The sequence below is a fragment of the Bradyrhizobium elkanii USDA 76 genome, assembly GCF_023278185.1.
GTDB lineage: Bacteria > Pseudomonadota > Alphaproteobacteria > Rhizobiales > Xanthobacteraceae > Bradyrhizobium > Bradyrhizobium elkanii.
The window spans coordinates 8,207,858-8,232,399 of record NZ_CP066356.1; the positions used below are offsets into that span (position 1 = coordinate 8,207,858).

At 64.5% G+C, this 24,542-nt stretch carries 24 protein-coding genes; 4 read left to right on the plus strand and 20 right to left on the minus strand.

What is annotated here, in order from left to right:
* Positions 1-45: 45 nt before the first annotated feature.
* Positions 46-2,955 (minus strand): EAL domain-containing protein, encoded by a 2,910-nt coding sequence (locus tag JEY66_RS38930; RefSeq protein ID WP_018269609.1) that lies wholly within the window; start codon positions 2,953-2,955, stop codon positions 46-48.
* Positions 2,956-3,172: 217 nt separating this feature from the next.
* Here JEY66_RS38930 and JEY66_RS38935 point away from each other — a divergent pair, with 217 nt between their 5' ends.
* Positions 3,173-3,538 (plus strand): methylamine utilization protein, encoded by a 366-nt coding sequence (locus tag JEY66_RS38935; protein WP_016847268.1) that lies wholly within the window; start codon positions 3,173-3,175, stop codon positions 3,536-3,538.
* A 20-nt stretch (positions 3,539-3,558) separates the two neighbouring features.
* On the opposite strand, the gene JEY66_RS38940 is transcribed toward JEY66_RS38935, so the two are convergent.
* The 18 genes from JEY66_RS38940 to urtA all read right to left on the minus strand — a co-directional run bounded on the left by JEY66_RS38940 (position 3,559) and on the right by urtA (position 20,998).
* Positions 3,559-4,542: a hypothetical protein gene (locus tag JEY66_RS38940; protein WP_016847269.1), complete on the minus strand. Its 984-nt coding sequence runs from the start codon at positions 4,540-4,542 to the stop codon at positions 3,559-3,561.
* A 502-nt stretch (positions 4,543-5,044) separates the two neighbouring features.
* The gene (locus tag JEY66_RS38945; RefSeq protein ID WP_016847271.1) at positions 5,045-6,073 is read right to left on the minus strand and encodes a cytochrome-c peroxidase; all 1,029 of its coding nucleotides are present in this window, start codon (positions 6,071-6,073) and stop codon (positions 5,045-5,047) included.
* A gap of 179 nt (positions 6,074-6,252) precedes the next feature.
* Positions 6,253-7,914 (minus strand): CHASE domain-containing protein, encoded by a 1,662-nt coding sequence (locus JEY66_RS38950; RefSeq protein WP_016847272.1) that lies wholly within the window; start codon positions 7,912-7,914, stop codon positions 6,253-6,255.
* A 434-nt stretch (positions 7,915-8,348) separates the two neighbouring features.
* Positions 8,349-8,987, minus strand: a complete 639-nt coding sequence (ureG, locus tag JEY66_RS38955) for an urease accessory protein UreG (protein ID WP_016847273.1) — start codon at positions 8,985-8,987, stop codon at positions 8,349-8,351.
* A gap of 154 nt (positions 8,988-9,141) precedes the next feature.
* Positions 9,142-9,879 (minus strand): urease accessory protein UreF, encoded by a 738-nt coding sequence (locus JEY66_RS38960; RefSeq protein ID WP_016847274.1) that lies wholly within the window; start codon positions 9,877-9,879, stop codon positions 9,142-9,144.
* Positions 9,860-10,477: an urease accessory protein UreE gene (locus JEY66_RS38965; RefSeq protein ID WP_016847275.1), complete on the minus strand. Its 618-nt coding sequence runs from the start codon at positions 10,475-10,477 to the stop codon at positions 9,860-9,862. The genes JEY66_RS38960 and JEY66_RS38965 overlap by 20 nt, the downstream gene beginning before the upstream one ends.
* A 7-nt stretch (positions 10,478-10,484) precedes the next feature.
* Positions 10,485-10,784, minus strand: coding sequence for a putative quinol monooxygenase (locus JEY66_RS38970; RefSeq protein WP_016847276.1), 300 nt, complete (start codon positions 10,782-10,784; stop codon positions 10,485-10,487).
* A 24-nt stretch (positions 10,785-10,808) separates the two neighbouring features.
* Positions 10,809-11,108: a putative quinol monooxygenase gene (locus JEY66_RS38975; protein ID WP_016847277.1), complete on the minus strand. Its 300-nt coding sequence runs from the start codon at positions 11,106-11,108 to the stop codon at positions 10,809-10,811.
* A gap of 49 nt (positions 11,109-11,157) precedes the next feature.
* A complete protein-coding gene (gene ureC, locus JEY66_RS38980; RefSeq protein ID WP_018269605.1) occupies positions 11,158-12,873 on the minus strand; it encodes an urease subunit alpha in 1,716 nt (571 codons plus the stop codon).
* A 1-nt stretch (position 12,874) separates the two neighbouring features.
* A complete protein-coding gene (locus JEY66_RS38985; RefSeq protein ID WP_026192180.1) occupies positions 12,875-13,429 on the minus strand; it encodes an HD domain-containing protein in 555 nt (184 codons plus the stop codon).
* A 156-nt stretch (positions 13,430-13,585) separates the two neighbouring features.
* On the minus strand, positions 13,586-13,891 hold the full coding sequence (locus JEY66_RS38990; RefSeq protein WP_016847280.1) for an urease subunit beta: 306 nt from the start codon (positions 13,889-13,891) through the stop codon (positions 13,586-13,588).
* Positions 13,892-13,900: 9 nt separating this feature from the next.
* The gene (locus tag JEY66_RS38995; RefSeq protein ID WP_016847281.1) at positions 13,901-14,203 is read right to left on the minus strand and encodes an urease subunit gamma; all 303 of its coding nucleotides are present in this window, start codon (positions 14,201-14,203) and stop codon (positions 13,901-13,903) included.
* A 28-nt stretch (positions 14,204-14,231) separates the two neighbouring features.
* Complete coding sequence (locus JEY66_RS39000) at positions 14,232-15,068, minus strand: urease accessory protein UreD (RefSeq protein WP_018269604.1); 837 nt, start codon at positions 15,066-15,068, stop codon at positions 14,232-14,234.
* A gap of 49 nt (positions 15,069-15,117) precedes the next feature.
* Positions 15,118-15,813, minus strand: a complete 696-nt coding sequence (gene urtE, locus JEY66_RS39005) for an urea ABC transporter ATP-binding subunit UrtE (protein ID WP_018269603.1) — start codon at positions 15,811-15,813, stop codon at positions 15,118-15,120.
* 4 nt (positions 15,814-15,817) lie between these two features.
* On the minus strand, positions 15,818-16,579 hold the full coding sequence (gene urtD, locus JEY66_RS39010) for an urea ABC transporter ATP-binding protein UrtD (RefSeq protein WP_016842654.1): 762 nt from the start codon (positions 16,577-16,579) through the stop codon (positions 15,818-15,820).
* A 4-nt stretch (positions 16,580-16,583) separates the two neighbouring features.
* Positions 16,584-17,753 carry an urea ABC transporter permease subunit UrtC gene (gene urtC, locus JEY66_RS39015; protein ID WP_016842653.1) on the minus strand — a complete coding sequence of 390 codons (1,170 nt, stop codon included), beginning with the start codon at positions 17,751-17,753 and terminating at the stop codon, positions 16,584-16,586.
* A 235-nt stretch (positions 17,754-17,988) separates the two neighbouring features.
* A complete protein-coding gene (urtB, locus tag JEY66_RS39020; protein ID WP_085964905.1) occupies positions 17,989-19,530 on the minus strand; it encodes an urea ABC transporter permease subunit UrtB in 1,542 nt (513 codons plus the stop codon).
* Positions 19,531-19,702: 172 nt separating this feature from the next.
* A complete protein-coding gene (gene urtA / locus JEY66_RS39025; RefSeq protein ID WP_016842651.1) occupies positions 19,703-20,998 on the minus strand; it encodes an urea ABC transporter substrate-binding protein in 1,296 nt (431 codons plus the stop codon).
* Between the two features lie 522 nt (positions 20,999-21,520).
* Here urtA and JEY66_RS39030 point away from each other — a divergent pair.
* From JEY66_RS39030 to JEY66_RS39040, 3 genes are all read left to right on the plus strand, one after another.
* Positions 21,521-22,981: a DEAD/DEAH box helicase gene (locus JEY66_RS39030; protein WP_016842650.1), complete on the plus strand. Its 1,461-nt coding sequence runs from the start codon at positions 21,521-21,523 to the stop codon at positions 22,979-22,981.
* 24 nt (positions 22,982-23,005) lie between these two features.
* Positions 23,006-23,299 carry a translation initiation factor IF-1 gene (gene infA / locus JEY66_RS39035; protein WP_016842649.1) on the plus strand — a complete coding sequence of 98 codons (294 nt, stop codon included), beginning with the start codon at positions 23,006-23,008 and terminating at the stop codon, positions 23,297-23,299.
* Positions 23,300-23,578: 279 nt separating this feature from the next.
* Positions 23,579-23,791 carry a cold-shock protein gene (locus JEY66_RS39040; protein WP_016842648.1) on the plus strand — a complete coding sequence of 71 codons (213 nt, stop codon included), beginning with the start codon at positions 23,579-23,581 and terminating at the stop codon, positions 23,789-23,791.
* 120 nt (positions 23,792-23,911) lie between these two features.
* On the opposite strand, the gene JEY66_RS39045 is transcribed toward JEY66_RS39040, so the two are convergent.
* Positions 23,912-24,541 carry a TadE/TadG family type IV pilus assembly protein gene (locus tag JEY66_RS39045; RefSeq protein ID WP_026192177.1) on the minus strand — a complete coding sequence of 210 codons (630 nt, stop codon included), beginning with the start codon at positions 24,539-24,541 and terminating at the stop codon, positions 23,912-23,914.
* Position 24,542: the final 1 nt, after the last annotated feature.

A 24,542-nucleotide genomic window follows, 5' to 3' on the forward strand; every position in this document is an offset into this window, starting at 1 on the left:
CCTTTTTATGTTGGCCTGCAAGGGCCGGTGACGCTCAGCGCGCCGTCAGCTGGCCAGCGCCGTCTTGACGGAGGCCGGCTTGAAGCCGTTTCTCAATTCGAGGATCTTGGCTGCGATTTCGGTCACCGGGACCGGATGACTGAGCAGGAAGCCCTGCGCCTCGTTGCAGCCTTCGGCCCGCATATGATCCAGCTGCTCGACGGTCTCGATGCCCTCCGCGATCGTGGTCATGCCGAGGCTTCTGCCGAGGCTGATGACGGCGCGAACGATCGACTTCGATCCATGCGTCGCGGTCGCGTCGCGCACGAAGGATTTGTCGATCTTGAGCTTGTCGAACGGGAAGCTGCGCAGATAGCTCAGCGAGGAATAGCCGGTGCCGAAATCGTCCAGCGCGATGCGCAGCCCCTGCGCCTTCAGCTTGTGCAGCGTTGCAAGCGTCTCGTTGCTGTTCGCGAGGAACACGGACTCGGTGATTTCGAGCTCCAGCCGGCGCGGCGACAATTTTGACGCCGCGAGCGCGTTGACAACGACGTCGATGAAGTCGGCATCGCGAAACTGGACCGCGGAGACGTTGACCGCGAGCTTCATCTCGCCGGGCCAGGTCGTCGCCTGTTCGCAGGCGCGATTGAGCACCCATTCTCCCAGCGGGCCGATCAGGCCGATCTCTTCCGCGATCGGGATGAACTGGTCCGGCGACACCATCCCGCGCTTGGGGTGATGCCATCGCAGCAGCGCCTCGAAGCCGCAGATGCGGTCGAGATGAAGATCGTAGAGCGGCTGGTAGTACAACGAGAATTCGTCCTTGGCCATCGCCTCGCGAAGGTCGAGCTCGAGCGCCCGGCGTCGCTGCAGGCTGGCGTCCATCGCAGGCTCGAAGAAACGCCAGGTGCCGCGGCCCTCCATCTTGGCGCGGTACAAAGCGACGTCGGCGTTCTTCAGCAGCTTCTCGCCGGTGGTGCCGTCGCCCGGCGACATCGAGATGCCGACGCTGCATCCGACGACGACGCGATGCCCATTCAGCTCGTAGGGCGCACCCACGCATTCCACGACGCGGCGCGCGAGGCGTTCGGCCTCGTCTCCGCCCTGGACGCCACACTGGATGACCGCGAACTCGTCGCCGCCCAAACGCGCGACGGTGTCGACCTCACGGACGCAGGCGTTGAGCCGGTCCGCGACCGCACACAGCAGTTCGTCGCCGACCGGATGCCCGAGCGTGTCGTTGACCTGCTTGAAATTATCGAGATCGAGGCAGAACACCGCGAAGCCGAGTCCGCGGCCGACCTGCGCAACCGCCAGCTCGATCCGTTCGGCCAGCAACGTCCGGTTCGGCAGCTTGGTCAGCGCATCGTGCCGGGCCATGAACGCGATCTGCGATTCCGCCCGTTGCTGTTCGGTGACGTCCTCGCAGGTGACGAGCCAGCCGCCATCGGACGTCGGCCGTTGCGCGATCGCAATGATCCGTCCATCGCTGAGATGCTGCAGATAGTTGCCGTCGTGCTGGGCCATCGAACGCTCGCGCTCCGCCAGCAGGTCGGCGACGGTCCGCTCGCCATGATTGCCGGCGGCGATGCTCAGGTCGAGCACCTCCTCCATGGTCATTCCGGGAATGACAAGCTCCGGCGATATATCGAAGATCTCGCAGAACCGGCGGTTGGCGACCTGCAGCCGCGCCTCGCTGTTGTAGAGGCACAGCCCCTGCGACATGTGCGTGAGCGCCGCGTCGAGCCGCAGATTGGTTTCATGCAGCTCGGCCTTCTGCTGCTTCAGCGCGGAGATGTCGCTGTAGACGAGGACGACGCCGCCCTCCTGCGTCTCGCTGCGGCTGACACGCAGCCAGCGTCCATCCGAAAGCTGCGCCTCGCTCGCAAAGCCGTCGATGTCACCATCGGCCGGCGCCAGCCTGGCGGCATCGAGCGGATTCGACTGCAGAAGCTGCGGCGAGAGACGGATGAGTTCACTCGCGCGCGAGTTGGCCAGCGCGACCTGGCCATCCGCGTCGAGCAGCACGACGCCCTCACGCGACGTTTCAAGCGCATCGGAAAGCCGTGCCTGCGCCGAGCGGCGTTGCGATACCTCTTGATTGACCATCCGCCGGATGTTGTCGCGCATCGTTTCCATGGCGGTCAGAAGCGTGCCAAGCTCGTCGGTACCGCCCTTCGGGATGGTCGCGTCGAGGTCGCCGCCGGCGATGCTTCGCGCGGCCCGCGATGCGATCGCGACCGGTCCGATGATGCGGCGCGCCAGCAGCCAGGAAAACAGGGCCGACAGAAACAGCGCGACGGTCAGCCCGGCCACGTTGAGCTGCAGGTCCCGCTTGATCGTCGAGAGCGCCTTTTGCCGAAACAGAAAGCCGTCGCCGGCCGTATAGTTGACCAGCAGCTCGACCTGCTGGCTGACGATCTTGGAGTAGCGATCGACATCGCCGACCGTCGCGCCCGGTTCGCGCGGATCGGCCGCCGCGCTTCCCTCTGTGGACGATCCGACCGCGCGTCGGTGCAGCGCCATCCAGGCGTCGGCGGCTTCCTGAACCTTTGCGGCGGCTTGCGCGGCGCGCGAGGATTGCGACCGATCGGCGGCAATCGCCAGGTCTTCCGAGAGCGTCTTCGCGAGCTTTTCAATCTGGCCATCGAGATTGGCGCGGATCTCCGGATCCGTGGTCAGCAGGCGCTGCGACGAGGCGACCCGCATCGTGGCGAAATCCGCACCGGCCGCGCGTGCATAGTTGATCGACATCAGGGATTCGTCGAACGTCTTGGCCACCAGATCGCCGGCATGGCGGATGCCGAGGATGGAGTATCCGCCGAGGGCGACCGCAACGGCGCTCATCGCAAGGCAAAAAATCAGAATCTGGCTGCGGATCGAACCCTTGGTCAGGGCAAGACGCGAAAGGCAGCCGGCCGCGAACCGAAAGGCCGCACCGCTCTTTACCTTGAGGTTGCCAAATAGGCTGTCCATGCCCGCGTTTCGCCGTAGTGCTCGATACTCAAGCTACGCAGAAACGCGCAGCACTGCGGAAAATAACTGTCTGCTCAAAATTGCCTTAGTAGTGACTGGAACTCATGCTGAAATCGTTAAGATCAGCTGGCGATAATCACCCTTACAGGTAATCCCGGAGCCACACTTGCAGCCCGGGATAGCCGATATTTGGTGTTCGAGCTTCAGCGGGGGTCTCATGCAGTCAGGCTTGTTGCGCGCCTTGCGCCAAAGCCAGTTCGGCCGCGTGCCATTTGCGGCGGCGATCGTTACTGGAGCGCTTGCGGGAGCCGCTTTGGGCGCAGCCCCTTATGTCATTTCGCAGAAGGATCGTGAATTCAAACCCGCGCAGATCTCGATCAAGCGGGGCGAGGTTTTACGATTCGTTAACGATGACGGTGAACTGCTGCATCACGCTTATTTGAGCACCGAGACGTTCAGTTTCGACTCGGGCGACCAGCAGCCGGGCAGCAAGTTCGACGTCACCTTCTCGGTGCCCGGCGACTACACGGTGCTGTGCGGCATTCATCCGAAGATGAAGCTCGCCGTCCACGTCGCCAAATAGCCGCCCCAGGCGGCGGCGATCTACAGGACCGAGGTCTTGAAGATCGCGGCGTGGCCGAAATAGTAGACGAACAAGGTCACCGACAGCGCGGCCCCGAGCGCAACCGGGGCAAGCCACGGCGCACGACGGTCGCGCGGCAACACCTTGTTGTCGGCGACAATCGCAAGCAGGACGGCGATGATCGCCGAATGGCCGATCGTGTCGATCTTGCCGAATTCGAAGCACGCGCTGATGAACATCCCCGTCAGCACGGTGGCGGCGCAGCGCCGGATCAGCGGCGTCCAGATCAAGGCGAAGGCGAGCGTGAATTCCACCATGCCGGCGGCGCGCATGTAGAACTCGTTGTCGAAGCCCAGCGTCATCGCGGAATGCTCGATCAGCAGCGGGAAGCTCCACTCCGGATAGGCCCATTTTTCGACCGAGGCCCACATCAACGTCACCGCGGCGGCGTAGCGCATCACGTCGATCGGCCGGATTCCGAACAGATCCTTGTTCAGCCCGACGAGCGCAAGATAGGCGGCAACACCGAGAAAGATCGGGTAATCGGCGAGGTGAAAGACACCATAGTCGCGCACGCCGATCCCGAACAGGACCACCATCCCCGCCGCCGACAGCGGCAGCGTGCGTCGTGACAGCATCCCGGCAGCGATCGCAAGCTGCAGCGCGCCGACGTACGGCGACGTCGTCTTCAACTCGGGCGTCAGCAGGATGCCGCCCACGGCCCAGATCGAGATGAAGAAGAACGCGCAGACGGCGCGCATCATCAATTCGGTGCGCAGCCGCAGTCCCTCGGTGATGCGGTCCATCACCCGGATCGTGGCATCACCCAGCGAGGTGGGCTCGATCAGGCAACCCGCAAACAGCCAGAAGACCGCGACACCGAGCAGCAGCTCGAAGTCCAGGCAAAGGACATTCTCGAGTCCGCGGGGCTGACCGGCGACATCGTAAGCACAAAACCATTTGACATGTGCCTCGGCACTGCGCGCGGCGACGACACAAAACAAAACCGCTGCAAGGCACGTGGCGAAAAAGGAGCGCACCGCCGAGACGGTATCTCGCGCCCATCCACTAAACATTGAACCAACCGCCCACACACTTAAGGACTTGTTTAACTTATATCAAATTTTACGCTTTGCGCCTGCCGGGACAGCCCATGGTTGCATTGTGGTTAATCAGGGCTGGCGAGCCCCCGGCCTGTCCCTTAGTGCAGTATTTACAGCCGGTTCCCTCAAATTTTAGCTAATTCCGGCACGGGAGCTCAATTCAACTGTCGTAGTGAAATCCGGACAAATCGGATCGGGAGGCCGGTAAAGTGTTCGGAGCGTTGAGCGTCGTAAGTATCGGGGTGGGGTCGGCCCTCGCCTACATGACAAGATCGTCCGGTGCGCGCACAGCGACACTCGAGACCTGCGCGGGCGCATTCGTGATCGTCGGGCTCGGCCTCCTGGGCGCGGCGCTGCCGCACCTGTCCTGAACGAACCTCGTCTGAACCGCGTTGGGCCGAGGTCAGCGCGGCAGTTTGGGGACTCCTGCCACCGGCGGGGCCGTTGCGGTCAGGGTTTGCAGGAAGGCAATGAGATCGTTCTTCTCGCCTGCCGTCAGGGACAGCGGCTTGATGTCGGGCGATCGGCTCGGCCGATCGATCCCGCCCTTGTTGTAGAGCTCGATGACATCTTCCAGCGTCGCCACCGATCCGTCGTGCATATAGGGCGCGCGGCGCGCGACGTCGCGCAATGTCGGCGTCTTGAACGCATATTTCAGCTTCGCCGAGGTCGGAAAGAAACGGCCGCGCCCGATGTCATGGCCCTTGGCGGTACCGATATCCTGGAAGGATCCGTCGGAAAACGACGGGCCGCTGTGGCAAGCCGAGCAACGCGCCTTGCCGTTGAAAAGCTCAAAGCCGTGCTGGGCTGGCTTGCTGATGGCGGTATCGTCGCCCTTGATCCAACGGTCGAACGGAGCCTCGCCTGCAACGATGGAGCGCTCGAAGGTCGCCAATGACGCCTCGATCCTCGGCCGCGTGATCGCGCCGTCTCCGAACGCGTGGGCGAAGGCATCGACATAGCCGGGGATCGCCGACAGTCGCGCGATCAATTCCGGCTCGGTCATGTTCAGGTTCGCCGGACTGAGGATCGGCCCGAACGCAACGGATTCCAGATCCTTGAACTTGCCGTCCCATCCCAACGGCTCGAAGAAGGCCACATCGATCAATGTCGGCGAGCGGATCGGCAGGCCCTTGGGATCCTCACCGATGGCGCGCGGAAGGCCGTCGGCCCATGAAAGGGATGGCCTGTGGCAGCTCGCGCAGGAGTGCGTCTTTGACCTCGACAGCAGCGGATCGAAGAACAGCAGCTGCCCAAGGGTGGATTTCGCCTCCGAATAGGGATTGCTGCTCGGGAACGGAACGACGTCCGGCCGCCGATAGCTGGCACGGATTGTCGCAGGGTCGCCCGGCGCCGTCGCCGGGGTCAAGGCAAGCGACAGCCCTACCGGCAAAACTGCCGCGAGCAAGGTCAGGCTGACCCAAAGCCTCATCGGGGTCCTCAGACGGTATCCTGCTCGGTATATGCCCAAGCAAGTTCAACGAAGTTTTAACAAACGGTTGCGGTCTGTTACGGATGCCGGGCATTGGTCACGATGACGCGGGGGTCTGCGCGCGCGCCTGATTTCGATCAATCCGCGCGGCGTCATGATCACACAACCTGAGGCAGCCGCTACTTCTTCACCGGGCGCAGCGGCGCGGAGAACTGTTCGGTGCGGTCGCGCTCGGTCATGTCGACGACGGTGTCCATCGGCGCGGTCAGCTCATAGACATAGGAGACGTCGGTGAAGTAGCGCTTCGCGGTGCCGCCGAGCGCTTCGGGCGCGACACGGTCGAGCAGGATCAGGCCGAAGTCACTGTCGACCCGCCGCGTCGCCTGGCTGGTGTTGAACTCCTCCCAGCGGAAATGGAAGACCACGTCCGCATCGTCGCCGACGACCTCCCAATTGGCGACGATGTGCGGGTGCTTGCCGACCAGGGACAGCCCTTCGTCGGAATGCGAGGCGAGCTCGAAGAACAGCAGCGACAGCGATTGCGCGGCGCGAGCGCTGACCGTGATGTCGGGACCGTTCACCGCGATCCGGTCGGCATGCGGGATCGAGCGCGATTCGAACAGGCCCTTCAGCTTGACGCCCTGCCACTGGCTCTCGCTGAGCAGCGTGACGACGTTCGACATCGCGTGGATGCGCCCGATCAGGAGCTCGCGCGCGACGTCGATATCGGCGCCGTGCCGCAGCGTGCGGGTCACGATCGACTGGATCACCGCGAGGATGTTCTTGACGCGATGGTTGAGCTCGTCGATCACGGCGGTCAACCGGCGCTCGAAGCCGATGCGGACCTCGATCTCGCGGCTGAGGCGCAAATTGTTGTAGGCGACATAGCCGAACAGGCCGCAGACGATGCCGGTCAGCGCGAGGCCGATCGCCGCGACGATGGTCGCGGTCTGCTGCGCACGCACCGTGGCGTTGCTCTTGGCGTAATAGTCGAGCGACCAGTCACGGCCGCCGAACGTCACCGTGCGCACCATCGACGGCACCGGGCCGTCCTGGCGCACCGCGCGCGAGGTGACGATGCCCTGCTCGTTGGCGGTGAACTCGTCATTCGAGTCGCGCGGGTCCTTCAGCGCCACCGCGAACAGCGAGCTGTCGTCGTTGGTCAGCATCAGCGACGACAACTCATAGGAGAAGGTGATGAAGCCGGCCGGCTCGGATGCGCCCTCCTGGAACACCGGCGCGGCGAGCACGACCCCGACCGGGCCGTTCTGCCGCAACAACGGCACCGGGTCGGAGGCCACCGGCTTGGCGTTGGCCATCGCCTGCGCCAGCATCGGGCCCACCACCGAGTGGCGGTCGAAGGCGCGGCCCGGAATGCTCAGGGTCTCCGGATTGCGCGGCTCGACGTCCATCAGCACGTTGATCGGCTTGTCGAGCGCCTTGAGGTCAAGCGCCTGGTCGTCGAAATCCCGGATGGTCGGATTGGTGAAGCCGTTGGCCTTCAGCTCGGCCTCCGCCGCGGCGAGCTCGTCCGGCTTGAGCCGCGCGATCCAGGCGGCGACGACGAAATCGGTCTTGAAGGCGTAGATCGCCGAGCGCAGCGGCTGCAGCATGTTGGCCTTCACCATCGACGGCGCCCGGAACAGCCCCGAGGCCACCCGCGCCAGCAGCTCGCGCTCGGTCAGGCGGTCCTGCACCAGGCTGGCATGGACGTCGATCGCCCGCGCCAGCGCGATGCCGTCGATCGCGAGCTCCTGATCGTGCACCCGATAGGCGGCAAGACCGGAGAGCAGAACTCCGATCAGTGCAATCAAGGCAACGATGAAGCCCAGTCGAACCACACGCTTACTCGGCAATCAGGGGGTGGCGAAAGGGGACGGAAGGCATCTGGCTTCTGCGAGGGCGGCGACAAATCAGGATGCGATGAAAGCCCGCCGCTAAGTAATATGGAATAGCGATCATCGGTCCGCAACAGGAGCCGGTCGGCAACATTAACGACGACGCCACCCGGCGGTCTTTGGCGGCGCCAACGGTTGCTAATCGTCAAAGTTGGAAATTGTTCCGGCTATTGCGCAGCTTTTTTGCGGCGGCCGTGATCGGCCAAAGGCTCACCCCGTCATCCTCGCGCAAAGGCTTCGCCTTTGTCGCTGGAGGTGCGAGCCGAGCGAGTCTCGAAGGATGCATGGCCACCAGCGGGGCCGTTCATCCTTCGAGACGCGCTGCGCGCTCCTCAGGATGGCGGGGATAAGGAATCGCACCGCCACAATGATTAACGTCAGCCCGCCTTGACCTTGCCCTGCGACCGAAGGCCGCCCTTGGTCTCGATGAAGCTGATGATGCGATCGAGGCCGTCGCTCTTCTTCAGGTTGGTCATCACGAAGGGCCGCTCGCCGCGCATCCGCCTGGCGTCGGTGTCCATCTTCTCGAGCGACGCACCGACATGGGGTGCAAGATCGATCTTGTTGATCACCAGGAGGTCGGATCGCGTGATGCCGGGACCGCCCTTGGAGGGGATCTTGTCGCCGGCGGCAACGTCGATGACGTAGATCGTCAGATCGGCCAATTCCGGCGAGAAGGTCGCCGCCAGATTGTCGCCGCCGGATTCGATCAGCACCAGATCGAGGTTGGGGAATTTCGCCCGCATGTCGGCGACCGCCGCGAGATTCATCGAAGCGTCCTCGCGGATCGCGGTGTGCGGACAGCCGCCGGTCTCGACACCGGCGATGCGGTCCGGCGTCAGCGAGCCGGAGCGCACCAGAAACTCGGCATCCCATTTGGTGTAGATGTCGTTGGTGATCGCGGCGATGTCGTAGCGCTCGCGCATCGACTTGCAGAGCAGGTCCATCAGCGCGGTCTTGCCGGAGCCGACCGGACCGCCGACGCCGACGCGAAGTGGGCCGTGGGAAGTGGGCATATCAGGTGCTCTCTCCGTTATCGTCGTCCCGGCGCAGGCCGGGACCCATTACCACTGAATTGAATTGTTGCGCGAAGCTGAGGCCGCAGACTTGCATAACCACAGAGGCCGGTGGTGATGGGTCCCGGCCTTCGCCGGGACGACGGTGAGACCATCATGACCGGAACAGCCTCGTGTACTGCGTCTCGTGACGCAGGCTTGCGAGATCGGCGCGAAAGGTCGCGCTGCCGAGATCGTCGAGCGAGGCGGCGCCGGCCCGCGCCGCGGTCGCGGCAACGACCGGCTCGAGATCGGCCAGCACGCGCTGGCTGTCGGTCTGCCCGAGCGGGATCAGCCGGCTGCCCGCGGAAATCCAGTTCGAGAGCACGGCATGCAGGAAGGCGTGCAGCGCCGGCGCAAGCCGAATGCCGTGCGCGGCGCTGACGAGGCCGACTGCGACCGGGTAGACGATCGGTCCGTCGCAAGCCGCGATCATCGCGTCGAGGCCGGGTGAATTCCAGGCGGCACCGGCAATCTCGATGAAGGCGCGCCCCTGCGTCGTGGTCTCGAGCCGCCGCTCGCGCGACGGCACGAAGGCCGCGGCAAGCTCGGCGATCTCCTTCAGCCCGGCATGATTGGGCTGCAAAGCCGCGCGGAAACTCTGCGCGAGAAACACGGCGTCGCAAAATCCGCTGCCATCGGAAAGCATCGCGGCGAGCCAATCGCGCAGCGACGCGGCATCGGTGATGTCGCCGGCCTCGACCGCCCATTCGATGCCGCTGGAATAGGCGAACGCTCCCACCGGAAAGGACGGCGACAGCCACGTCATCAGCCGGTACAGCGCGGCCGCCTCGTCCTCCGCCATCCCGCCGCGCAGCGCGGCGGGATCAGGCTCATTTGTGGTCATGAGCATGAGAGTGGTCGTGGTGATGATGGGCATGCTCGCAATGCTCATCATGATGATGGTGGTGGTCATGGTCAGGCCCATGATCATGGCCATGGTGGTGACCGTGATCACGCGCATGGCTGTGGGCATGATCGTGCCCGGTGTGACCGTGCGCGTGCTCGTCGGCATGCGCATGCTCGGCATAGGCGCCGCCCTCGGGATCGAACGGCGCCTCGATCTCGATGACACGGGCCCCTAACCCCTTCACCATCGCCTCGATCACATGATCCCTGCGGATGCGCAACCCCTTCGGCATGATCTGCGTCGGCAGATGACGGTTGCCGAGATGCCAGGCGACCCGGATCAGATGATGCGGATCGCTGCCGCGGATTTCCGCGAGCGGCTCGGGAGCTGCGACCACCTCGACGAGGCGGCCGTCCTCCAGCACCAGCGCATCGCCGCCGCGCAGCGCGACGGCGTTTTCGAGATCGAGCAGGAATTCGAGCCCGCGCGTCCCCGACATCACCATCCGCCGCCGGTGCCGGTCGTCGAAATCGAGCACGACGGTGTCGGCTGCCGCTTCCTTCCAGCGATGCTGTCCCAGGACTTTGGTGGCGCGGATCATCGATGCCTCAGAGCTTCTCGACCTTGGCGTCGCTGATGATCTCGATCACCGTCGGCCCGGTCTTCATGTTAGCGGAATATTCGCGCCATACCTTCATGTGCGGCGCCCTGGCATGGGCGTTGAGATCCTCGCGGCTCTCCCAGCGCTCGACCACCACATAGAGGTTGGGATCGTTGACGCTGACATTGCCGTCATAGGAGATGCAGCCCTTCTCCTTGCGGGTCTCGACCGTGCAGGCCTTGTGCCCCTTGATGAAGTCGTCCTTGTTCTCCGGCTTCATCGGCGTGGTGGCGATGACATAGATCATGCTGTTGCTCCTGTTCTTCTTGTTTTAGCGGACGTCGACCTTCTCGGGCGTGATCACCTCGATCTTCGGCGGCGCGGCCATGCATTTCACCGCGACCCGGCCGAACGTCTTCATGTGCTCGGCGGTGCGATGCGGCACCAGGGCGTCGGCGTTCTCCCACTGCTCGACGAACACCATCTTGCTGTGGTCGGTGACGCTCTCATGCAGATCGTAGGCGATGTTGCCGGGCTCCTTGCGGGTTTCCTTGATGCAGGCCGTCGCCGCGGCGATGAATTCGGCGCGGGTCTCGGGCTTGATGGTCAGCGTGGCGACGACGTAAATCACGGAAATTCCTCCCGGTTTTCTGTTTTGGCTTTGGATACCGGGAGCGGTTTTAGAACATAAAATAGCGTTGTGCCATGGGCAGAACCTCGGCCGGCGCGCAGGTCAGCAGCTCGCCGTCTGCGCGTACCTCATAGGTCTCGGGATCGACCTCGATCTCGGGCGTCGCGTCGTTGTGGATCATGCTCTTCTTGGAGATCCTGCCGCGGGTGTTCTGCACCGCGTAGAGCTTCTTGCTGATGCCGAGCTTGCGGGCGAGACCGCCGCTCGCCGCGGCCTTCGAGGTGAACACCACCGAGGACGCGGTGAGCGACTTGCCGAAGGCGGCGAACATCGGCTGGTAATGCACCGGCTGCGGCGTCGGGATCGAGGCGTTGGGATCGCCCATCGGCGCCGCAACGATCGAGCCGCCCTTGATGACGCAGTCCGGCTTGACGCCGAAGAACGCCGGCGACCACAGCACGAGGTCGGCGAGCTTGCCTTTCTCGACCGAGCCGATCAGCTTCGACACGCCGTGCGCGATCGCGGGGTTGATGGTGTATTTGGCGATGTAGCGCTTGACGCGGAAATTGTCGTTGTCGTTGCCCTTGTCCTGCAGCAGCGTGCCGCGCTGCTTCTTCATCTTGTCGGCGGTCTGCCAGGTGCGGATGATGACCTCCCCGAGCCGCCCCATCGCCTGCGAGTCCGACGAGATCATCGAGAGCGCGCCGAGATCGTGCAGGATATCCTCGGCGGCGATGGTCTCCTTGCGGATCCGGCTTTCGGCGAAGGCGAGGTCTTCGGCGATCGACGGATCGAGGTGATGGCACACCATGAGCATATCCAGATGCTCGTCGATGGTGTTGCGGGTGAACGGCCTTGTCGGATTCGTCGAGGACGGCAGCACATTCTTGAGGCCGGCAACCTTGATGATGTCGGGCGCGTGGCCGCCGCCGGCACCTTCGGTGTGGAAGGCATGGATGGTGCGGCCCTTGAAAGCCTTGATCGTATCCTCCACGAAGCCGGACTCGTTCAGCGTGTCCGAGTGCAGCATCACCTGGACGTCGTAATCGTCGGCCACCGAGAGACAGGTATCGATCGCGGACGGCGTGGTGCCCCAATCCTCGTGCAGCTTCAGCGCGCAGGCGCCGGCCTTGATCATCTCGACCAGCGCCGCCGGACGCGAGGCATTGCCCTTGCCCGAGATGCCGAGATTGACCGGGAAGGCGTCGAACGACTGGATCATCCGCCCCATGTGCCACGGACCGGGCGTGCAGGTGGTGGCGAAGGTGCCGTGCGACGGGCCGGTGCCGCCCCCTAACATCGAGGTGACGCCACTCATCAGCGCGTGCTCGATCTGCTGCGGGCAGATGAAATGGATGTGGCTGTCGAAACCGCCCGCGGTGAGGATCTTGCCCTCGCCGGCGATCACGTCGGTGCCGGGGCCGATGATGATGGTCACATTGGGCTGGATGTCCGGATTGCCGGCCTTGCCGATCGCCGCGATCATGCCCTCCTTGATCGCGACGTCGGCCTTCACGATGCCCCAGTGATCGACGATCAGCGCGTTGGTGATCACGGTATCGGCCGCGCCTTGCGCGTTGGTCACCTGCGACTGCCCCATGCCATCGCGGATCACCTTGCCGCCGCCGAACTTCACCTCCTCGCCATAGGTGGTGAGATCCTTCTCGACCTCGATGATCAGGTCGGTGTCGGCGAGCCGCACCCTGTCGCCGGTGGTCGGCCCGAACATGTCGGCATAGACGGAACGTTTGATCTTCACGGACATGTCAGCCCCCAGTTTCAGCCAGCGCGGCCCTGGCGCGCGCAATGGTGTCGTCGAAAATGCGGTCGAGCCGCGGATTGATGCCCCGGCAGCCGGCAACGACCTGGTCGGCCCAGGCCGCATAGTCGGCGAGATCGTCGCGCTCGTCCTTGCTTGGATGCGGCACGATCCGCGCGCCGATATTGCTGATCTTGTCGGCGGTCTTGATCAGCTTTGCATCGGGAGATTTGTGCGGAGCATCCTCGATCTGCTTTTGCCGGCGGACCAGCTTCGCGAGGCTCATGTCGTCGGTGCATTCGACCACGAGATCGGCGACGCGTGCGCTGAACTTTTGCGCGAGCTCCTCGCGCGTGGTCTCGGTGTCCTCGATGGTGTCGTGAAGCCAGCCCGCCGCCACCAGCTCGGCATCGGCACCATCGGTCACCTGCGCCAGCAGGTTCGCGACCTCGGCGAGATGGTTGATGTAAGGCTCGCTGCCCCGCCCCTTGCGCGCCATGCCGTTGTGACGACGTGCGGCAAGCTCGGCGGCTTCGGAGACTATGCGGACTGGGGGGAGCATGCTGCTACAGCGCTCCTCTGCAGAGGCGAGCGTTGCAGATCCGCGTTGCACCGGGTTGCCAAACCTCTGCGGTCAGCGTCCGGGGCTTACCCCTCTCCCCAACCCTCCCCCGCAAGGGGGGAGGGAGCCTGAAGAGTGTGCTCACCTCACATCGGATCACAGCTTCCCCTTCACCTCGGCGCGAAAACCATGGATCACGCGCTTGCCGGCGAGCGCGACGAGCTGGACGTCGCGGGTCTGGCCGGGTTCGAAGCGGACGGCGGTGCCGGCGGCGATGTCGAGGCGCATGCCGCGGGCTTTCTTGCGGTCGAATTTCAACGCCGGGTTGGTTTCGAAGAAGTGGTAGTGCGAGCCGACCTGGATCGGACGGTCGCCGGTGTTGGCGACCGACAGCGTCACGGTCTTGCGGCCGGCATTGAGCTCGATCTCGCCGTCCTTGATGAAGAGTTCGCCGGGGATCATGTCGCGCTCCTACCGGATCGGCTCGTGAACGGTGACGAGCTTGGTGCCGTCGGGGAATGTCGCCTCGACCTGGATGTCGTGGATCATCTCCGGGATGCCATCCATCACCTGCGCGCGGGTCAGGACCTTGGCGCCGGCCTGCATCAGATCGGCGACGGTGCGGCCGTCGCGCGCGCCCTCGACGATGAAATCGGTGATCAAGGCCACCGCTTCCGGATGGTTCAGCTTGACGCCGCGCTCGAGCCGGCGCCGCGCCACCATGGCCGCCATCGATACCAGGAGCTTGTCCTTTTCGCGGGGAGACAAATTCATGCGAGCACTCTGATCGTTCTTGGAAGGTCTAGTTGAGCCACAGCCGCGGCAGCGGCACGGCGGAGGCGCGGCCGAGCACCGTCATCATGTCGGCGCGCAACCGGGCGGCATCTTGGGCACAGAAGCGCGCCATTGCAAAGCCATTCCAGGCGGAGATGCCGACTTCACCGCCGAAGCTGTCCGACGCCTCGCGGATGCGCGCGACCAGCGCCTCGTCGCCCGGCACGATCAGCGTGGTGCCGATCGCGCAGCCGCCCCCCGCGATCGCCGGCCTTGCCAGCTTCTCGCCGATCTCGCCGTCGAGGCGGATGGTCTCGGCAAACACCAGCCGGCCGCCGCGCCGCATCCGCCAGCGGTCGACGAATTCGCCATGGCGCATGGTCTCGCCCATCGCGGCGCGGCCGAACACCACGATCTCGCAGAGCAGGAGCGAAGCACCCTCGGCAAGGTCGATGTCGAAGCCGCGGTGAATGCGGGCACGGTCGAACAGGATGGTTTCCTGCGGCAGCCAGGCGAGATGCGCGCCTGCGGCAACGGTCAGCGCGATGTCGAGCCGTGCCGCCGCTGCCGGTGCGCGATAGACTTTCTCAGCCGCCGCCGTGGTCAGGGTCAGCCGAGCGCCCTCGTCGGCCGTGATCGCAATCTCGAAGCGGTCCCCGCCGGCAATGCCGCCGGCGGTGTTGACGAACATGGCCGAGAGACCGTCGTCCTCCGGCGATGGGAAGCGGACGCGCAGCGAGCCCGACTCATGCAGGTCGCCGCGGCGGGTGGCGCCGTCTTTCAGATGCACGCCGAACCGGACCGCACCCTGGGCGCGGTTTGCCGCAAACGTCGCCGCTGCCGCGCCTGCGATCCCGGTCCGCATTCCCCCGACGCTCCCTTCGCGCGCCACAACAGGCGGCGTTACATCCTGTTCACAGCGCCATCTGGCGGCTGATCTCGGCAGGATCGAGGCTTGCGCGGTCGCAGGCGTATTTCACCGCACCTCGGTCCATCACGGCAAAACTGTCGCCGAGTTCGCAGGCAAAGTCGAGATATTGTTCGACCAGCACGATCGCGATGTTGCCGAGGTTGCGCAGATAGGAGATGGCGCGGCCGATGTCCTTGATGATCGAGGGCTGGATGCCCTCGGTCGGCTCGTCGAGCAGCAGGAGCTTTGGCCGCATCACCAGCGCCCGGCCGATCGCGAGCTGCTGCTGCTGGCCGCCGGAAAGGTCGCCGCCGCGGCGGCCCAGCATGGTCTCCAGCACCGGAAACAGCGAGAACACGTCGTCGGGAATGTTGCGGTCTTCGCGCTTGAGCGGACCGAAGCCGGTCTTCAGGTTCTCTTCCACCGTCAGCAGCGGAAAGATCTCGCGGCCCTGCGGCACGAAGCCGATGCCGCGCCGCGCCCGCTCATAGGGCTTTAGCGCGGTGATGTCCTTGCCGTCGAAATTGATCGTGCCGGAGGCGATCGGATACTGGCCTACCATGGCGCGCAGCAGCGAGGTCTTGCCGACGCCGTTGCGGCCGAGCACGCAGGTCACCTTGCCCGGCTCGGCGGTCAGCGACACGCCGCGCAGCGCCTGCGCCGCTCCGTAGTAGAGGTTGATGTTGTCGATCTTCAGCATCGCCCTAGCGCCCCAGATACACTTCGACCACCCGCTCGTTCGACGACACCTGGTCGATCGAACCCTCGGCGAGCACCGAACCCTCATGCAGACAGGTCACCTTGACGCCGAGCTCGCGGACGAAGGTCATGTCGTGCTCGACCACCATGATGGTGTGGTTCCTGTTGATCTCCTTCAGAAGCTCCGCGGTCAGATGGGTCTCGACATCGGTCATGCCGGCGACCGGCTCGTCGACCAGCAGCACCTTCGGGTCCTGCGCGAGCAACATGCCGATTTCGAGCCACTGCTTCTGGCCGTGCGACAGGCTGCCGGCGAGGCGGTTGCGCGCATCGGTCAGGCGGATGGTCTCGAGCACCTTGTCGATGCGCTCGGACTCGGCCTTGCTGCCGCGCCAGAACAGCGTGCCGCGCACGGAATGATCGACATTGAGCGCGAGCAGCAGGTTGTCCTGCACGGTCTGGCTCTCGAACACCGTCGGCTTCTGGAATTTGCGGCCGATGCCGAGCTCGGCGATGCGGGTCTCGTCGAGCCGCGTGAGATCGACCGTGCCGTCGAACAGCACGGTGCCCTCGTCCGGCTTGGTCTTGCCGGTGATGATGTCCATCATCGTGGTCTTGCCGGCGCCGTTCGGACCGATGATGGCGCGCATCTCGCCGGGCTCGAGCGCCAGCGACAGATTGTTGATGGCGTGGAAGCCGTCGAACGAGACGTGCACGCCGTCGAGGTAGAGCATGGCCGAGGTGGCGCGGGTATCCATGACGTTCATCTGCCTACTCCGCCGGGTTCGGTGCGCCGACGCCGTCTTCGCGCGCCGCGCTGTCCCTGTCGGCCGCGATGGCCGCACTGCGCCGCGTCTCGCGCCAGCTGCTGAAGGTGCCGACGATGCCTTTCGGCAGCAGCAACGTCACCAGGATGAACAGCGCGCCCAGCATGAACAGCCAGTACGGTGCGAGCGGCCCCGAGGTGAAGAACGTCTTGGCGTAGTTGACGACGACGGCGCCGAGCGCAGCGCCGACCAGCGTGCCGCGGCCGCCGACCGCGACCCAGATCACCGCCTCGATCGAGTTGGCGGGCGCGAACTCGCTCGGATTGATGATGCCGACCTGCGGCACGTACAACGCGCCGGCGACGCCGGCCATGCAGGCCGACAGCGTGAACACGAACAGCTTGTAGGATTCGACGCGATAACCGAGGAACCGGGTCCGGCTTTCGGCATCGCGCACCGCAATCAGGACCTTGCCGAGCTTCGAGGTCACGATCGCTCGGCAGATCAGGAAAGCGATGATCAGCGCGAGGCAGCTCAGCAGGAACAGCGCCGCGCGGGTGCCTTCGGCCTGCACGTTGAAGCCGATGATGTCCTTGAAGTCGGTCAGCCCGTTGTTGCCGCCGAAGCCGAAATCGTTGCGGAAGAACGCCAGCAGCAGCGCATAGGTCATCGCCTGGGTGATGATCGACAGATACACGCCGGTGACGCGCGAGCGGAAGGCGAGCCAGCCGAAGCAGAAGGCGAGCAGACCCGGGACCAGGAGCACCATCAGCGCGGCAAACCAGAACTTGTCGAAGCCGTACCAGTACCAGGGCAGCTTGCTCCAGTTCAGGAACACCATGAAGTCCGGCAGGACCGGGTTGCCGTAGACGCCGCGGCTGCCGATCTGGCGCATCAGGTACATGCCCATCGCGTAGCCGCCCAGCGCGAAGAACGCGCCGTGGCCGAGCGAGAGGATACCGCAATAGCCCCAGATCAGATCGATCGAGAGCGCGAGGATGGCGTAGCAGACATATTTGCCCCACAGCGCGACCAGATAGGTCGGCACCTGGAACATCGAGCCCTGCGGCAGCAGCAGGTTCGACAACGGGATCAGCACGCCGATCGCGGCGACGATCAGGACGAACGCGGTCGCCGCGCGGTCGAGCGAACGGGTGAGGATGTGCGGCGTCATCGGCCAACTCCCTTGCCTCTCCCGCTTGCGGGGGAGCGCAGGCCGCCTTGGGCGGCCGTTCTAGGGAGACGCCGAAGCGGAGCTTCGGCTATGGCGCGCATCAGCGCGCGGCGGGTGGGGGTCTCTCCATGTCGGGAGTCTACCGTGTGGAGAGACCCCCACCCCAACCCTCCCCCGCAAGCGGGAGAGGGAGTTGCAGCGCGCTTCGGGGCAGCCATTGGTTGCTCAAAGCAGGTCATGCTTCCACCGCCCGCCCCTTGAGCGCGAACAGGCCGCGCGGCCGCTTCTGGATGAACAGGATGATCAGCACCAGGATCGCGATCTTGCCGAGCACCGCGCCCGCGACAGGCTCCAGGAACTTGTTGGCGATGCCGAGCGTGAAGGCGCCGACCAGCGTGCCCCAGAGATTGCCGACGCCGCCGAACACCACGACCATGAAGCTGTCGATGATGTAGCTCTGGCCGAGATTCGGGCTGACATTGTCGATCTGCGACAGCGCCACGCCGGCGATGCCGGCGATCCCCGAGCCGAGGCCGAAGGTCAGCGCGTCGACGCGCGAGGTGGCGATCCCCATCGAGGCCGCCATGCGGCGGTTCTGGGTCACCGCGCGCATCTCGAGTCCGAGCGCGGTGTAGCGCAGCATCGCCAGCAGGATGGCAAACACCGCGAGCGTGAAGCAGAGGATCCAGAGCCGGTTATAGGTGATGGTGATCTGGCCGAGCTCGAAGGCACCGCTCATCCAGGACGGGTTGCCGACCTCGCGGTTGGTCGGACCGAACGCGGTGCGCACCGCCTGCTGCAACACCAGCGACAGGCCCCAGGTCGCGAGCAGCGTCTCCAGCGGACGGCCATAGAGGAAGCGGATGATGGTGCGCTCGATCACGACACCGATCAAGCCGGCGACCAGGAAGGCGAGCGGCACCGCGATCAGAAGCGAATAGTCGAACAGTGCGGGATAGCGGGTGCGGATCACCTCCTGCACCACAAAAGTGGTGTAGGCCCCGAGCATCACCATCTCGCCATGCGCCATGTTGATGACGCCCATCACGCCGAAGGTGATGGCAAGCCCGATCGCGGCGAGCAGCAGCACCGAGCCGAGCGACAGGCCGTACCAGGCATTCTGCACCATCGACCACATCGCGAGATTGCTCTGGATCGAGGTGACGGCGGTTGCCGCCGCCTGGGCGACCAGCGGCGGCTGATCGCCGAGGCCGGTGAGCAGCGCCAGCGCCTCCTGGTCGCCGCGCGCCTTGACCACGGCGACGGCGTCGAGCTTGTCGCTGTCGGATGCATCCGACTTGAACAGGATGATGGCGGCGCGCGCCTCGGCGAAAGCCTGCTTGATCGACTTGACGCTCTCCTTGGCGAGCGCGCCCTCGGCCGTCGGCAGCAGGTTCTCCTCGTGGCTCTTGAACACCGATTGCGCCGCCGCCAGCCGCTTGGCCGGATCGGGCGAGAGCAAGGTCAGGCCGCCGAGCGCGGCTTCCACGGTGCGGCGCAGGCGGTTGTTGAGGCGAACGGCGGCGGCGTTGTCGGGCAGCTTGTCGACAGCGGCCCCCGTGGTGGCGTCGACGATCTTGCCGTCGGCCTGGGTGATGAAGACCTTCTTGCTGTCGGGATCGGCCGACAGCCGGCCGTCCTGCAGCGCGCTGATGATCGGCGAGGCGAGCGCATTGCCCGATGCCGCGACCTCTCCGATCGCAGCCTCCGTGTCGGAGAACTCGTCATTGGCGAATTTGGCGACCGAATCCTCGAACGGGCCAGCCAGCGCCGGCATGATGAGGCAGCTCAGCAGCAGGATCGAGAGAAACAGAGTACGAAAGCGATCAATACAATTGGCGAACACGTGAATAACCCCGGCAGGAGTGTGGGGAGAAGGCGGCGAACAGTGCCGCCTTCTCCGGTTTTGGAAGGTTGTGTTGTGTCGTTGTCAGGTCAGGCGCGCCCTATCAGGAGCCCTGGCCGCCGCACTTGTTGGTCTTGGTGTTGTAATTGCCGCACTTCTTGCCGACCCAATCACCGATCAGGTCCTTGGAGCCCTCGAGCTCCTTCGACCAGGCATCGCCGGCAACCAGGCCCGGGGTCTTCCACACCACGTCGAACTGGCCGTTGCCCTTGATCTCGCCGATGAACACCGGCTTGGTGATGTGGTGGTTCGGCAGCATCTTCGAGGTGCCGCCGGTCAGGTTCTTGGCTTCGATGCCGGGCAGCGCGTCGATCACCTTGTCGGGATCGGTCGACTTCACCTTCTCGACCGCCTTGACCCACATGTCGAAGCCGATCACGTGCGCTTCCATCGGATCGTTGGTCACGCGCTTCGGATTCTTGGTGTAGGCCTGCCACGCCTTGATGAACTTCTCGTTCTCGGGCGTCTTGATCGACTCGAAGTAGTTCCAGGCGGCGAGATGGCCGAGCAGCGGCTTGGTGTCGATGCCGGCGAGCTCTTCTTCGCCGACCGAGAACGCGACCACCGGGATATCGGTCGCCTTGATGCCCTGGTTGCCGAGCTCCTTGTAGAACGGAACGTTGGCGTCGCCGTTGATGGTGGAGACCACCGCGGTCTTCTTGCCGGCCGAGCCGAACTTCTTGATGTCGGCCACGATCGTCTGCCAGTCGGAGTGACCGAACGGCGTGTAGTTGATCATGATGTCGTCCTGGGCGACGCCCTTCGACTTCAGATAGGCTTCCAGGATCTTGTTGGTGGTGCGCGGATAGACGTAGTCGGTGCCGGCCAGCACCCAGCGCTTCACTTTCTCTTCCTTCATCAGATAGTCGACCGCCGGGATCGCCTGCTGGTTCGGCGCGGCGCCGGTGTAGAACACGTTGCGCTCGGACTCCTCGCCCTCATACTGCACCGGGTAGAACAGGATGTTGTTCAGCTCCTTGAACACCGGGAGCACGGATTTGCGCGACACCGAGGTCCAGCAGCCGAACACGACCGCGACCTTGTCCTTGGTGATCAGCTCGCGGGCCTTTTCGGCGAACAGCGGCCAGTTCGAGGCGGGGTCGACCACGACGGGCTCGAGCTTCTTGCCGAGCACGCCGCCCTTCTTGTTCTGCTCGTCGATCAGGAAAAGGATCGTGTCCTTCAGCGTGGTTTCGCTGATGGCCATGGTGCCCGACAGCGAGTGAAGGATGCCAACCTTGATGGTGTCGTCAGCCGCTTGCGCGGGCGCGAGGGACGAGGACGCAGCCAGACCCAAAACCAGGCCGGCCGTCGCCGCGAGCGCGCGGCGGCGGGTCATCGTCGTTATTTTGTGAGAAAGCTGAGTAAGCATGAAATGTCGTCTCCCTGACGCAGGCGTGGAACGCTGCGAACGGCCGCTTGGCCGCCTGCGGTTAAGGGAATCGCAAGAACTGTGCCACGGTACGGGGGCCATGTAAGCCGATGAACCGGCTGGATAATTTCCTCGGTTCCGGGCAAATACGGAAGCCGTTTGCTCAATCATTGAGCCGTCAATTTGACTGCCGAAAGAGCAATAAGATTATTTTGTAGGCAAAATCGCCGTCTTGGCTAAATTTCCGGCACCGATTTGTGACAGTTTGCGCGATGGTTCAGCGACCTCGGGCACCAAAGACGGCGATCTGATCTTGAAACCGCCCAGTTCCTGGTCCATATCCTCGCCATGCCCGCGAGAGTCGCGGTGCCTTCGCGAGCTGCGTGTTCAAGCTGCCCCAAGCGGCTTCTGGCTCGCCTTCCAGCTAACCCAGCTTGACGCCCCAGACACGCGGGTGTCCCCGAATGCCTTCCTGCGCTTCCGGCCGATATGGGCCGGGACGACGACGGCTTTTATGGAAAGAACCACCTTTTGACCTCCTTTCAGGATTTCGGCCTCGCCGATCCCATCGCCCGCGCGCTTCGAGAAGAGAATTATCTCACGCCGACCCCCATCCAGGCCCAGACCATCCCGCTAGCCCTTGCCGGCCGCGACGTCGTCGGCATCGCCCAGACCGGTACCGGCAAGACCGCCTCCTTCGCGCTGCCGATCCTGCACCGGCTGCTTGAAAACCGCGTCCGCCCGCAGCCCAAGAGCTGCCGCGTGCTGGTGCTCTCGCCGACCCGCGAACTGTCCGGCCAGATCCTCGACAGCTTCAACACCTATGGCCGCCACATCCGGCTGTCCTCGGCGCTCGCCATCGGCGGCGTGCCGATGGGCCGCCAGGTCCGCGCCGTGATGCAGGGCGTCGAGGTCATGGTCGCCACCCCCGGCCGCCTGCTCGACCTCGTGCACAGCAACGGCCTGAAGCTCAACCAGGTCGAGTTCCTGGTGCTCGATGAGGCCGACCGCATGCTCGACATGGGCTTCATCAACGACATAAGGAAAATCGTCGCCAAGCTGCCGATCCGGCGCCAGACGCTGTTCTTCTCGGCCACCATGCCCAAGGACATCGCCGAGCTCGCCGAGGCGATGCTGCGCGACCCGGCCCGCGTGGCGGTGACGCCGGTGGCCTCGACGGTGGATCGCATCGCCCAGCGCGCGATCCAGGTCGATTTCGCGGCCAAGCCGACGGTTCTCGCCCAGCTGCTGAAGCAGGAACCGGTCAACCGCGCCCTGGTCTTCACCCGCACCAAGCATGGCGCCGACAAGGTGGTGAAGAGCCTTGCCAAGGCCGGGATCGAGGCCAATGCGATCCACGGCAACAAGTCGCAGAACCACCGCGAGCGCACGCTGGCGGCGTTCCGTTCCGGCGAGATCCGCACGCTGGTGGCGACCGATATCGCCGCCCGCGGCATCGACGTCGACGGCGTCAGCCACGTCGTGAATTTCGACCTGCCCAACATCCCGGAGACCTACGTCCACCGCATCGGCCGCACGGCGCGCGCCGGCGCCGACGGCGTCGCGATCTCGCTGATCGCCGGTGCCGAGGAGATGGGCTATTTGCGCGACATCGAGCGGCTGATCCGCATTACCGTGCCGCGGGAAGACCGCCGGACACAGGGGGGCCGCGAGGCCGCCGCGCCGGCGCAGGCCACCCACCCGCACCGGGGCGGCCGTTCTGCGCCCCGCGCGCACAATGTCCGTGGGAATGAGGCCGCTCCAGGCGCAAAAGGCCCTCGCCGCCGCCGCCGTCGAGGTGGTAATAATGGCGCGCCGCAGACGAGCCGGGGCGAGTCGCCGCGTCCGTCGCAGGCCGGCAACAGCGAAGGCATTCAGGGCGTCGCCTTCTTGCATCGCGAGAGCCGGCCGAATCCGCAACACAACCGCAACAACCGACCGAAGCACTAGCCGTCGCTCGATCTGGAGAAACCTATGGCTAAGGAAGAGCTGATCCAGTTCGAAGGACTGGTGACCGAAATCCTCCCCGACGCTCGTTACCGGGTGCAACTCGATGCCGGGCACGAGATCGTCGCCTACACCGCCGGCAAGATGAAGAAAAACCGCATCAAGACGCTGGCCGGCGACCGTGTTACGATCGAAATGTCGCCCTACGATCTCGAAAAGGGGCGCCTGATCTTCCGGCACAAGGACGAACGTCCGAGCGGCGCGCCCGGCGGCCCGCCGCGGGGCGGAGCCCAGCGCGGCGGCCAGTTCCGCCGCCGATAAGCGGGGTATTGCAACCGCTGCGGGCATGACGTCCTGATGTCCTGCGCACAATTGGCCGGCGGCTGCGCCGGCCAAAAAATCGCGCACGTCAGGATTGTTTTCAGGATTGTTTTGAAGCCTTCTATCGAATAATATCCTACCCATCGATTTTCGGCCGGACGACATTAGCCAATACCGGTACAGCCGGTTCAGACGCTGACGACCCTTCCAAAAATTCGATCTCACCACCCCGCCGATCAGCGGGTCTTGAACTTGTATATCTGAGAAGGGACTACCCACGTGAGCATGGGAACCGTGAAGTGGTTTAACGCGACCAAGGGCTACGGCTTCATCCAGCCGGATGAAGGCGGGAACGACGTGTTCGTGCACATCAGTGCAGTCGAGCGCGCCGGCCTTGGCACTCTGCGTGAAGGCCAGAAGATCTCCTACGAGATCGTGGCTGACCGCCGTTCCGGCAAATCCTCGGCCGACAATCTGCGCGCCGCCGGATAAGCCGATTTCCCGGAAGCGCGAAGCTCCAGGAAATTGTCGCTAAAGCATCAAGGGCCGCATCTTCGGATGCGGCCCTTTTTGTCTGGATTGCCAACCGGCGTCCGCGTCGTTCGAAAAGCTCTAATAGGTCGAGCAGGTCGTCGGCATCGTGGCGGACGTCGGGGCGTAGAACACGCAAACCGACTGCCGCGGCCTCGTAAAGGCGACGTCGGTGAGATTGATGCCGCTCTTGGCCATCACATAGCCGACCGTCGGAACGTATTTGTAGCTGACTTCGCTGAAGATCAGATAGGTGCCCGCAACCAGCAGCGCCGCCGGCACGACGCTGGTCACGACATCGCCCTGACTGCGGCTCGAGGCCGTCAATGTGGCCTGCGTGGCGCCCGTGGCCATCACCCCGGCCTTGCTCCACTGGATCCGCGCGACCTTCGAGGCATCGACGTAGATTTCCGACAAGGTGACCTTGGTCGGCGTCGGATCGTACGGCGTCATGATGCCGACGCTGGCGCTGAAGAAGTTCTGCAGGTCGGCGTCCACCACCTGCGTCGACTGCGAGGTCAGGTCCGACGCGGCGCGCGCCATCAAGGTGACCTTGCGGTCGACCGCGACACCGGATGAAAACTCGACGGTGCCGAAGAACAGCACCAGCATCAGCGGCAGGACGAAAGCGAACTCGACGGCGGCAAGGCCCCGGCGGTCATTGCAGAGGGCCGCGACGGAGCGCAGCAAGGCCGCTGCCCGGGCTTTCATG

Coding starts and splice junctions, on each gene's coding strand:
- ureG (WP_016847273.1), bottom strand. CDS start 8,987: ATGCCCACTTCCCACGGCCCACTTCGCGTCGGCGTCGGCGGTCCGGTC.
- JEY66_RS39030 (WP_016842650.1), top strand. CDS start 21,521: ATGGGCCGGGACGACGACGGCTTTTATGGAAAGAACCACCTTTTGACC.
- JEY66_RS38990 (WP_016847280.1), bottom strand. CDS start 13,891: ATGATCCCCGGCGAACTCTTCATCAAGGACGGCGAGATCGAGCTCAAT.
- JEY66_RS38935 (WP_016847268.1), top strand. CDS start 3,173: ATGCAGTCAGGCTTGTTGCGCGCCTTGCGCCAAAGCCAGTTCGGCCGC.
- urtC (WP_016842653.1), bottom strand. CDS start 17,753: ATGACGCCGCACATCCTCACCCGTTCGCTCGACCGCGCGGCGACCGCG.
- JEY66_RS38965 (WP_016847275.1), bottom strand. CDS start 10,477: ATGATCCGCGCCACCAAAGTCCTGGGACAGCATCGCTGGAAGGAAGCG.
- urtE (WP_018269603.1), bottom strand. CDS start 15,813: ATGCTGAAGATCGACAACATCAACCTCTACTACGGAGCGGCGCAGGCG.
- JEY66_RS39045 (WP_026192177.1), bottom strand. CDS start 24,541: ATGAAAGCCCGGGCAGCGGCCTTGCTGCGCTCCGTCGCGGCCCTCTGC.
- JEY66_RS39000 (WP_018269604.1), bottom strand. CDS start 15,068: ATGCGGACCGGGATCGCAGGCGCGGCAGCGGCGACGTTTGCGGCAAAC.
- urtD (WP_016842654.1), bottom strand. CDS start 16,579: ATGAACGTCATGGATACCCGCGCCACCTCGGCCATGCTCTACCTCGAC.
- urtA (WP_016842651.1), bottom strand. CDS start 20,998: ATGACCCGCCGCCGCGCGCTCGCGGCGACGGCCGGCCTGGTTTTGGGT.
- JEY66_RS38960 (WP_016847274.1), bottom strand. CDS start 9,879: ATGCTCATGACCACAAATGAGCCTGATCCCGCCGCGCTGCGCGGCGGG.
- JEY66_RS38985 (WP_026192180.1), bottom strand. CDS start 13,429: ATGCTCCCCCCAGTCCGCATAGTCTCCGAAGCCGCCGAGCTTGCCGCA.
- JEY66_RS38995 (WP_016847281.1), bottom strand. CDS start 14,203: ATGAATTTGTCTCCCCGCGAAAAGGACAAGCTCCTGGTATCGATGGCG.
- JEY66_RS38945 (WP_016847271.1), bottom strand. CDS start 6,073: ATGAGGCTTTGGGTCAGCCTGACCTTGCTCGCGGCAGTTTTGCCGGTA.
- infA (WP_016842649.1), top strand. CDS start 23,006: ATGGCTAAGGAAGAGCTGATCCAGTTCGAAGGACTGGTGACCGAAATC.
- urtB (WP_085964905.1), bottom strand. CDS start 19,530: ATGCCGGCGCTGGCTGGCCCGTTCGAGGATTCGGTCGCCAAATTCGCC.
- JEY66_RS38970 (WP_016847276.1), bottom strand. CDS start 10,784: ATGATCTATGTCATCGCCACCACGCCGATGAAGCCGGAGAACAAGGAC.
- ureC (WP_018269605.1), bottom strand. CDS start 12,873: ATGTCCGTGAAGATCAAACGTTCCGTCTATGCCGACATGTTCGGGCCG.
- JEY66_RS38930 (WP_018269609.1), bottom strand. CDS start 2,955: ATGGACAGCCTATTTGGCAACCTCAAGGTAAAGAGCGGTGCGGCCTTT.